Source organism: Peterkaempfera griseoplana (genome assembly GCF_001418575.1).
In the GTDB taxonomy this organism is placed as follows: domain Bacteria; phylum Actinomycetota; class Actinomycetes; order Streptomycetales; family Streptomycetaceae; genus Peterkaempfera; species Peterkaempfera griseoplana.
Map to the genome: position 1 here is coordinate 1 of NZ_LIQR01000263.1, position 9113 is coordinate 9113.

A 9113-nucleotide genomic window follows, 5' to 3' on the forward strand; every position below is an offset into this window, starting at 1 on the left:
TAGCCGCCGCCGTACCCGCCGTGGTCACCGCCGCCGTAGCCGCCGCCGCCCGGTCCACCCGGTCCGCCCGGCCCAGCAGGCCCAGCAGGCCCAGCAGGCCCAGCAGGTCCGGCAGGCCCAGCAGGCCCGGCAGGCCCGGGTGCTCCAGTCGGGCCGGGTGCCCCAGGGGCTCCAGGTGCTCCGGGTGCTCCACTCGGGCCGGGTGCTCCAGGCGCGCCCGGTGCGCCCGGTGCTCCGGGTGCTCCAGTCGGGCCAGGCGCCCCAGGTGCCCCAGGTGCCCCAGGTGATCCCGGTGCACCAGGTGCTCCAGTCGGGCCAGGCGCCCCAGGTGCCCCAGGTGCCCCAGGTGATCCCGGTGCACCAGGTGCCCCGGGTGATCCAGGTGCTCCACTCGGGCCGGGTGCTCCAGGCGCTCCCGGTGCGCCCGGTGCTCCGGGTGCTCCAGTCGGGCCAGGCGCCCCGGGCGCCCCAGGTGATCCCGGTGCACCAGGTGCTCCAGTCGGGCCAGGCGCCCCAGGTGCCCCAGGTGCCCCAGGTGCGCCCGGTGATCCCGGTGCACCAGGTGCCCCGGGTGATCCAGGTGCCCCAGTCGGGCCAGGCGCCCCAGGTGCCCCAGGTGCGCCCGGTGCGCCCGGTGCACCAGGTGCGCCCGGTGATCCCGGTGCACCAGGTGCCCCAGGTGCTCCAGGTGATCCAGGTGCCCCAGTCGGGCCAGGTTCCCCGGTCGGCCCGGGGGACCCCGTTGGCCCTGGAGGCCCGGTCGGCCCGGGAGACCCCGTCGGTCCTGGAGGCCCGGTCGGCCCGGGAGGTCCTGGAGGCCCGACAGTGCAGGCGGCCCTGGTAATGACGTTGTTATCGAGAGTAACCGCGCCGTTGCGTGCCAGTGCCCGGCCTTCGATCACGGCGCCGGTCTGCACCGTGATGGAGGTCAGAGCCAGGATGTTCCCCTTGAAGAAGGAATTGGTCCCGATGGTGGCGGAACTGCCCACCTGCCAGAACACATTGCACGCCTGAGCTCCATTGATGAGGTTGACATGGCTTGCCGAGCCCGTGATGAGTGTCGAGGCGATCTGGAAGATGAAGACGGCACTGGGATCGCCCTGCGCGTCCAGCGTCACCGATCCCGTCAGGCCGAGGGGCCCTGACGACTTGTAGACGCCCTCTGTCAGCGTCTGCCCGACGAGATCGCCCGCGACCAGGGCCGTCGGTGCCCGCCCGGCCGCGTCGTTGTAGGCGATGACCAGGTCGGACTGAGCCTGCAGGGCCGGGGCATCGGCGACGTGCTGGACTCCGTTGACGGTTCCGGGGGGAAAGCCCGTCACCGAACTGCCAGGGCTCAGTCCCAGGTCTCCGTTGATGACGCTGGGGCCGGTGTTCGTGACCGTTGAGCCTCCCAGGACCGCATAACTCTGGGTGGTCCCGAGCCCCACGGGAGCTTCTGCGGCGTGCGCGTTTCCGGGGAAGAAAGCGGCTGCTGCGAGCACCGTCACCCCGAGGGGCAAACAAAGCACCCCTTTGAGCCGAGTGCGCCGAGTGCGCCGACTGAGCCGAGTGCGCCGGCGCCCCTTGTCTGGGGCGAGCGGGACGGCATCCACTGCCATGGAAGGTGAGCCTTTCCTTGTGGTGGTCATTGCGCCTGCAGCCCCGGAGGCCGCGAGCCGAGTCCTGACGGACTGCGAGCAGCCATGCCAGAACCACACCACCGGCCGCTGGGGCAGGAGACCGTGGAGCATCTTCTAGACGTGGGCGATGACTCAGGGTCATAGATGGTCACGCCACGATAGGATTAATATGAATACTAAGACATGAATACCGCATATCGGACATCCGGAAGAGTGGTGTCCGCGGCGCCCGGGTGGTCCCGCCGAAACCCCGACGCAGGGCCGTTGAGCTGCCGTTTCGCTGCAGGACTGCGTTGAACCGCCGAGGATGATCGAGCGTCATGCGGCTGTCATGGATCCACCAGCCGGCGCACAGGTTGTCGGAGCTGACGAGCACGCGATTCATGGGCAACGCAGCGAGGGCCGCCGAACCACCGGTGCTGGGGCACCCGCTCGCGGCGTTCCAGCGTCAGGTCAGCGAACATAGGTTCTAACCGGCCGACCGCGCTAGGTTTCTGCCGGCAGATCACGTGACGATCGCCTGATTGGCTCGTTGTGCCTGCGGTGGGGCGGGCTGATCTGACGAATGACGAGTGGACTCGTTCAGAGCCGCTGCCGAGGACGGGGCTGCGGGGTGGGCGGTGGAGCGATCACCGCCGGGTAACCAACGGCGTCCTCTTCCGACAGCGGACTGGTGCCCCGGCTCGCGGATCGAGGGCGGGCACTCTGCCCCGGCCGGCGCCTATGCGGCGGACGGCACCCTGAAGTGCATCACCTGGGCACCGTACAAAAGCCGCAGCGTTGTAGCAGCGGTATCTGGACCAAGCCCGGGTGGTCATCACCTCCGGCTGGCTGTCCGCGAAAGGCCTCAACCCCCTCAGCGTTGGACCTCCAGGACGCGCTACTGACCGGCCGGCCCAACCCCCTCCCGATGCCGCTCGCCCCGTCCCGATGCCTACCTCTCCTCTTGCTCCCGCTCCGGCAGGGGATCCTGACGCTCCCGCGACGTATCAGGCTCTGAAGTAGTGGGCTTCCCGCAACGGCGTGGTCTGACCGCGCCGCCCACCTCATCCGTCAGCCCCCGGGCAACCGTCCCGGGGGCTTCGTCATGCCCGGGAGGGCACATGGCTCGCATGCCTGGGGCGACCTACCGCTCCGTCGTCAACGTCCACCGTGATGGCGTCTTGGAGCGTCGCGGCCTGGTCCTGCACGTGCAGGACGACACGGGAAGCCCGTACGGCTGGTTCAACACCCCCAGCTCGCGGGCAAGCAGCGACTTCTGGGTGCGCCTCGACGGCCGCATCGAGCAATACTGCGAGACCGGTGTCGACTACGCCTGGGCCCAGGGCGCCGGCAATCCGTACTACGCCTCGGTCGAGACCGAGGGCCACCCGGATACCCCGCTCACCCCGGAGCAGGTCGAGGCTGTAGCCCACATCTACGCATGGGGCCACTCACAGTTCGGCTGGCCGCTGGCCGTGGTGAACTCCGCCACCGCGCACGGCTTCACCTACCACGGCGTCGGCGCCGCAGCCTGGGGCAACCACACCGGCTGCCCCGGCGACGTCCGCAAGGCACAGCGCACCGCGATCCTCGCCCGTGCCTCAGCGATCCTCGGCCTGTCCACCAAGGTCAGCGTCAGCCTGGCCCACGTCGTCGATGCCGCCCGCCGGGACCCGGCGGCCGCGCAGGGCCACACCACCCACCGCGCGGAGGCCCTGGTCGTCGAGCAGGCCCTGGGCGCCGAGGGCGTCCTCTCCCCTCAGTGGATCGACGGAAGCTTCGGCAGCCGCACCGTCACCGCGTACGCAGCGCTCCAGCGCCGCTACGGCTACACCGGCGACGACGCCGACGGCATCCCCGGCCACTCCAGCCTGTCCCGCCTGGGCGCCGCCCACGGGTTCACCGTCACCGCATAGGGAGCACCGCCATGGCTATCAATCTGCCTATCCCCGGGGCCGTCACGAAGGCCGCGGAAACCTACGCCCTGGACCTCACCGAGCGAGTACTGGCGACCTTCGTGGTCTCAGCCGCGGGTGTCGCCGTCGCCGCGGGCCCCGCCGATATGTTCCACGCCAGTTTCTGGGAGACCGTCGGGGCAGCCGGCATCGCGGCCACCGGCAGCCTCGTCAAGGGCATCCTTGCCCGCGCGATCGGCTCGAAGCGCAGCGCATCGATCGCGCCGGGCGTCTGATGCGCGCCGCAGCGGCCCGGCTGCGCGCCCGGCTGGGCTGGCGCGGCGCCTCCCTCCTGGTCTGCGGCGTGCCGTGGGTCGTGTACGGCGTGGGACTACTCACCACGCCCCGCGTCGGGGTCTCCCGGGCAGCGGGGGCCATCACCTCCGTGGTCAGCCTCTGCACCTGGGGTTGGATCTGGATGCTGTGCGGCCTGCTGGCCATCGCGGCGGCGCTATTGCGGCCGGGACGGGACGTGTGGGGATTCGCGGCAGCAGCCGGGCCGCCGCTCATCTGGGCGCTCGCCTACATCACAGCGGGCGCGACAGGCGACTACCGACAGGCATGGGCGTCCGTGCCGCTGCTGCTCGTGCCAGTGGGCCTGCTGGTGATCGTGGCAGTCATGACTAAGGGAGAGACACGTGGAGGGTGACCAGACGGTCCTGGGCGTCATCATCGCGGTGGTGGGCGTGGCCGGGTCGGTACTGGTCGCTGCGATCTCTCGGCCCCATCCCGACCCCCCGGGGCCGCGCCCGTCCGGAGAACCTGTGCAGGCGCGTGACCTCACGACGATCGCGGGGATCGCCGAGGTGGTCGCCTCCCAGTCCCACAAGATTCAGAGCTTGGAGGCCCGGCAGTTGGAGCATGAGGAGCACGCCCGGCTGCAGGACCGGACGATCCAGGCCCTGCGCCGGTGGGCTGCCGTGTTGGAGACGGCGCTCCGGTCCACCGGGGCGTCGGTGCCAGAGCCGAACCCAGAGGATGCCCCCCTCATCCGTGGATCCTGAGAGGAAGCCGCCCCTGCCCGATCCGGGCAGGGGCGGCTTCGTCATGACCGGGGAGGGTCAGGCCTCGGCTGCGGGCTCCTCCTTGGTAGCTGCCTTGAGTGCCATCCGAGTCTGGTGATGGCAGCCCTCGGCCTTGGCCTGCTGCATCGTCGGGTGATCGTAGATCCGCTGTGCCGCATCCGCGTACGCCCGCCGCAGCCCGTCCATCTCGTCCCGGCGCGCGTCGGTCCGCCCTCGGCCTGAACGCACGCCTCGATCGCAGCGTCGGCAGCGTCCGCCGCCCGCTGGAGATCAATCAGGTCAGACGGCAGTTCGAGGGGTTTCGGCATGGGCCGATTGTAGGCAGAGCCGAGATCACCCGGCTCGAACCGTGGCTCGCAGCGCGGCGACGACGTCGACCTGCCGCCCCTGGTCTCGCGCCTCCCGCATCACCGGGTGCGCGTACAGGGCCAGCACTCGCTCACGCCACGCCTCCTCAGCAGCGTCAAGCGCACGCTGGAGCTGGAGGAGATCCTCGGGGAAGGGGTGCGACGGCACCTGATCAAGTCTACGGGGCCGTCGGCACCCGGTAGAACACCTTGCCCTCGTGCCGCTTCACCCCCAGCGCCTCGTAGAAGCCCAGCGCGGGCGGGTTGTCGAGGTCCGCGGTCCACTCGATCCGCGAGCACCCCGCCTCCCGGGCAATCGCCTGCAGCTCCCCCATGAACGCCTTCCCCACGCCCTGGCGCTGCCCGTCCTCGCGAACGAAGAGCTCCTTCAGGTACAGCGAGTGGGAGGCTCCGGCCGCGGGCCACAGGTAGGTGTACGAGGCCATGCCCAGTACCTCGCCACCGTCACGAGCCAGGAGCACGGTGGCGACCGGCTGCGCGCCGAAGAGCAGCAGACGGATCTGGTCAATGTCGCCGGGCTGGCCGTCCCCGCCGTAGTAGGCCTCGATCTCCCCGATCAGCGTCGAGATGATCCCCGCGTCGTCCTCGGTCGCCCGATGGATCTGCAGTGCCACCAGCTGCCCGCCCCTTCATGATCCGGCGGGCAACTCCAGGACCTCCCGCAGCACCCGCACTTCCAGCACACTTCGTGCCTCGGGCACCCTAGCCGCCAGCTCCTGAGCCCGGTAGATGATCAGTGCGCTGCGATGCTCCTCCGGTAGGGCGTCCAGCGTGGCCACCGCATGCGCGGCCGCCTGCGCTGGGTCGCCGTCCTGTGCAAGGCACACCGCCCGGTCAAGCTGGATCAGGGCCCGATCCATGCGGTCGGACTCGGGGTAGATCTCCAGGGCCCGCCTTTGGTGCTCCCACGCCCGCTCAGTCTCGCCGAGGTGTGTCCAGGCGTTTCCGGAGTGGAAGGCCAGCTGACTCTCGGAGTACCCGAAGGCCGACGCCACGTGCTGCTCGGCGGGCAGGCGTTGCAGAGCGGCGGCCGCTCGCTGGAGGGCGTCCGCTGCCTGCTCCCGGCGGCCAAGCAGGGCCAGCGCCCGGGCCTCCAGCGGCGCCGCCAGGGCGACACCTACGCATGGAAGGCCGCCAGCGAGATGCTGCGCCCGGGCGGCCAGTTCTACCGCGCCTTCCAGGTCTGACCCGTAGTACAGCTGGTAGGACTCCTGCGCGTACATCCAAGAGAGTGCGGCTCGGTCCTCGGCTGCTGCAGCCGCTGCCCGCCCTGTGCGCCACCAGTCCCGCGATGCCGGGTCACCCAGCTTGAGCAGGGTGAGGGCCATCAGGCCGGACATCTGCGCCGCGGCCAGGACGAGGCGGCGGCGAACCTGCACGGGGTGTCGGTGGGCGAGCAACCGCTGAAGGTCACCGAAGTCGCTCACGAGCTCGGGCAGCAGATCTGCCTCCGGCCGCCAGCGGGTGGCGCGGCCGTGCCGGACGATGGTGTACTCCCATTCCTCGAGGGAGGCTGCGCTCATGGGGCCGGCGGCGAGCGCGTCGACGAGTCCTCGCTGCAGCGCGGCGGCCTGCTCGCGGACAGGGGTGCCGGGCGGGGCCTCGGCCAGGCGGACGAGTTGTCCGCCGGCGTGGAGGGCGGCGTCGAGTGCGGCGGCAACGGCGGAAGTGGGCTGGCGGCGGCCGGTCTCCAGGTCGCCGACGGTGCTCTTGCCCACGCTGGCGAGGCGGGCGACGTCGCGTACGGACAGGGTGCCCCGTAGGCGGCGTAATGCGTGGGCGAAGGACTCTTCGGGCATCGGGATTCCCCCGGGTGTCCGCGGTGTCCGCAGCGGTGCGGACAGGAGCGGACAGCGACCTTGTGGTGCTGACCATCCGTCACGGCAACGCTACTCGTACCAGCCCAGTCCGGGAGTGGATCCGCAGTCAGGAGACCCGACCGTGTGTGTGCTTACCCCGCTGTGCGCCCCCTGGGTGCCGAGCGGCCCCGAACTTGCCTCGCTGCAAGTGGCGCCGCAGTTGACTACCGCGCAGCTGCATGGCCGTGCGTGCTTCGTCTGCGGAGAGGCCGGAGGGCCACTGACATGGGTGGGGCACGTCCACACGGAGTCCGCCGACGGCGGGCGCCTCGGTTGGCCGGTCACAGGCTGCGTTCAGCACCGGGGCGAGCTGTGACCTCCGCGGCGGGCACGACCTGGCGCAAGTGCGGGCACTGCACCGCCTGCCGCCCGGGCCGGGCCAGCGCCGTCGAGGCCTCGGACGGGGGCTGCTACCAGGCGTACATGCGTGCACTGCGGTCGGTCGCGCCGGCTCAGGTCGGCGACGAGCGATGGCTCTCCCCGCACTGCGCGGAGCTCAACATGCACGACGAATGTCCCGGGACTGTCCAGGCCCCGGGCGGCCGGCTCGACTGTGTGTGCCGGATGGCTGGCTGTGTGTGTCGGGAGCGCCGATGAACGTCGTCGACCTCTTCGAGCCCTGTGGCCGGTGCGAGGGATGCGCTGCGTCCACCGATGCAGGCCGGGAGCTCAAGGTGGTGCTGCCGCTGGACGCTGCGGATCCGGGCAGCTGCGAGTTGCGGTTCTTGCACGTGCTCGCGATTGCCGCAACGGAGGACACTGATGGTCCGTGGCTTCCGCCGTCGGTGCCGTCCAGCTGGTGGCAGGCCTGGTTCCGCCGCGAGAACAACGAGGAGCCGCGAGATGGCTGGCTCACCCGAGAGATACAGACCACCGGTCCGCAGGCAGCACCAGCTCCACGGTCTCAACCGGCTGGCCCTGCTCGTCTACCCGGGTCGCCCGTACGACCTGCGTCACCCCTATGGCGAGCCCCAGATGCTCGGCCTCCTCGGCGCTGAGCATGCGAGCTCGCGCCACGGCGTCCATCGTGCGCACGGCTGCGTTCCGGGAGCCGGGTCTGCGGTATACGGCGCAGAGATGGGAGGGCCGGCCGTCTTCATCCAGTAGCTCGACGCGCTCCCATGCCACCCGGGTGCCCGGCTCGACGTCAAGGCGGGCGGCAAGGGACTGGTCCGCTGGGGCCGTGCCGCGTTGGATGTCGCCTCGGCCGTGGGGCCAGGGTGCGTCGACGTCGGTGAGCTGTTGCACTTTTGCAGGATCGGCGACGGTGACGCTGGTCCGCTGGGTGGAGACCACGAGTCCGTCCGTACGGAGCAGCGCGATGGCGTCGGCGATGACGCCGTAGCCGACCTGGTATTGCCGTTGGAGGGTTCGCCAGGAGGGGAGTCGGGCTCCGGGTGGGAACTCTCCGGCGGCGATGCGGTGGCGGAGGTCGGCGGCGACGCGCTGGTAGGCGTGCGCGTCGGGCTGCATGTGGATCCCTGGTGGCGTGGTGCGTGTCGGTGGTTGGCCAGGCTAGGGATTCACGGGGACCTTGATAGCTATCAGAGCTTCACGAGTGAACGTTAAGTAGATATGGTGAAGCGGTGAATCAGATCGGCCCCGAACCGTTCACGATCGCATAGCGTCATATGCCCAGGGCTGGCAGCCAGCACAGTGACAGACCCGGTTCCTGCGGCCTGCACTGCCAGCCCTCACAGACCCACCCCCCGGACAGGCTTGCAGTCCCCCTGTGCCTCGTCCGGGGGGTGGCGCAACGCGCCACCCCTCCCCCGACGGGCCAGCGCGAGGCATCCCGGCCCGGCGACAGCCCCGCCCGCCGGGCATGGTTCGCATACGTGAGATCACAGCTTCCCAATCACAGAGCGTGACGCTTCGGCCCCCTGGAATCGACCCAGGTCACGGCCTAAATGCCTGCGAGTGGCGTTTACAGATGTCGTTACCCCGTGACCGAGGGGCTTCGTCCTGTCCGCGTTTCCAGCCAGCTTGCGGGGCCGCAACAGGGCGGCGCGGCACCCTTCCGGATCAGCGGAGCCCCGGTACCATGCGGGAGGGAGCGGCCCACCGGAACAGGTACCGCCCGGGGGGCGGGTGGTGACTTTCCGTCAATCCCGCAGCCCTGGACGGTCCGCGAGGACTGCCGCATTCCGTGTCGGCCCCGGCGGGTTCATCATGGTGGCCGGTGCGGCGGTCGGCCCGCAGTGCGGCGGGTGGCTCGAGGGGGCGGGGCTCATGGGCGCGGAAGCAGCGGCAGGGGCTCGGGACGCACAGCGGGGGGCATGACGGGGGGACGGTCGAGGAC

The 9113-nt window shown here is 70.5% G+C and carries 11 protein-coding genes and 2 pseudogenes; 6 read left to right on the plus strand and 7 right to left on the minus strand.

Annotated elements, in window-relative coordinates:
* Positions 1-193: hypothetical protein (locus AOK09_RS42265; RefSeq protein WP_245687375.1), on the minus strand; the 193-nt coding region annotated here is incomplete at its 3' end.
* Between AOK09_RS42265 and AOK09_RS42270 the strand changes: the two genes are divergently transcribed.
* Entirely contained in the window at positions 185-844 is a 660-nt protein-coding gene (locus AOK09_RS42270) for a hypothetical protein (protein ID WP_245687376.1), read from the plus strand. The two genes, AOK09_RS42265 and AOK09_RS42270, sit on opposite strands and share 9 nt — an antisense overlap.
* Positions 845-899: 55 nt before the next feature.
* Here AOK09_RS42270 and AOK09_RS42275 read toward each other — a convergent pair.
* A pseudogene (locus AOK09_RS42275) lies at positions 900-1733 on the minus strand (ice-binding family protein); the annotation flags it as partial.
* A gap of 432 nt (positions 1734-2165) precedes the next feature.
* On the opposite strand from AOK09_RS42275, the pseudogene AOK09_RS42280 reads away from it, so the two are divergent.
* The 5 genes and pseudogenes from AOK09_RS42280 to AOK09_RS19830 all read left to right on the plus strand — a co-directional run.
* Positions 2166-2309 (plus strand): annotated as a pseudogene (locus tag AOK09_RS42280) (IS5/IS1182 family transposase); the annotation flags it as partial.
* A 416-nt stretch (positions 2310-2725) separates the two neighbouring features.
* The gene (locus AOK09_RS19815) at positions 2726-3520 is read left to right on the plus strand and encodes an N-acetylmuramoyl-L-alanine amidase (protein ID WP_079063242.1); all 795 of its coding nucleotides are present in this window, start codon (positions 2726-2728) and stop codon (positions 3518-3520) included.
* Between the two features lie 11 nt (positions 3521-3531).
* Complete coding sequence (locus AOK09_RS19820) at positions 3532-3795, plus strand: hypothetical protein (protein WP_055588546.1); 264 nt, start codon at positions 3532-3534, stop codon at positions 3793-3795.
* Entirely contained in the window at positions 3795-4208 is a 414-nt protein-coding gene (locus AOK09_RS19825; protein ID WP_055588547.1) for a hypothetical protein, read from the plus strand. Before AOK09_RS19820 ends, AOK09_RS19825 begins: the two co-directional genes overlap by 1 nt.
* On the plus strand, positions 4198-4563 hold the full coding sequence (locus AOK09_RS19830; RefSeq protein ID WP_055588548.1) for a hypothetical protein: 366 nt from the start codon (positions 4198-4200) through the stop codon (positions 4561-4563). The genes AOK09_RS19825 and AOK09_RS19830 overlap by 11 nt, the downstream gene beginning before the upstream one ends.
* Before the next feature lie 57 nt (positions 4564-4620).
* On the opposite strand, the gene AOK09_RS40235 is transcribed toward AOK09_RS19830, so the two are convergent.
* The 5 genes from AOK09_RS40235 to AOK09_RS19850 all read right to left on the minus strand — a co-directional run bounded on the left by AOK09_RS40235 (position 4621) and on the right by AOK09_RS19850 (position 8284).
* Positions 4621-4812 (minus strand): hypothetical protein, encoded by a 192-nt coding sequence (locus AOK09_RS40235; RefSeq protein WP_157875958.1) that lies wholly within the window; start codon positions 4810-4812, stop codon positions 4621-4623.
* A 105-nt stretch (positions 4813-4917) separates the two neighbouring features.
* Positions 4918-5100, minus strand: coding sequence for a hypothetical protein (locus tag AOK09_RS19835; RefSeq protein WP_055588549.1), 183 nt, complete (start codon positions 5098-5100; stop codon positions 4918-4920).
* Positions 5101-5110: 10 nt separating this feature from the next.
* On the minus strand, positions 5111-5566 hold the full coding sequence (locus tag AOK09_RS19840; protein ID WP_063796014.1) for a GNAT family N-acetyltransferase: 456 nt from the start codon (positions 5564-5566) through the stop codon (positions 5111-5113).
* A 15-nt stretch (positions 5567-5581) separates the two neighbouring features.
* Positions 5582-6751 carry a helix-turn-helix domain-containing protein gene (locus AOK09_RS19845; RefSeq protein WP_055588550.1) on the minus strand — a complete coding sequence of 390 codons (1170 nt, stop codon included), beginning with the start codon at positions 6749-6751 and terminating at the stop codon, positions 5582-5584.
* A 912-nt stretch (positions 6752-7663) separates the two neighbouring features.
* A complete protein-coding gene (locus tag AOK09_RS19850) occupies positions 7664-8284 on the minus strand; it encodes a GntR family transcriptional regulator (RefSeq protein ID WP_055588551.1) in 621 nt (206 codons plus the stop codon).
* Positions 8285-9113 lie beyond the last annotated feature (829 nt).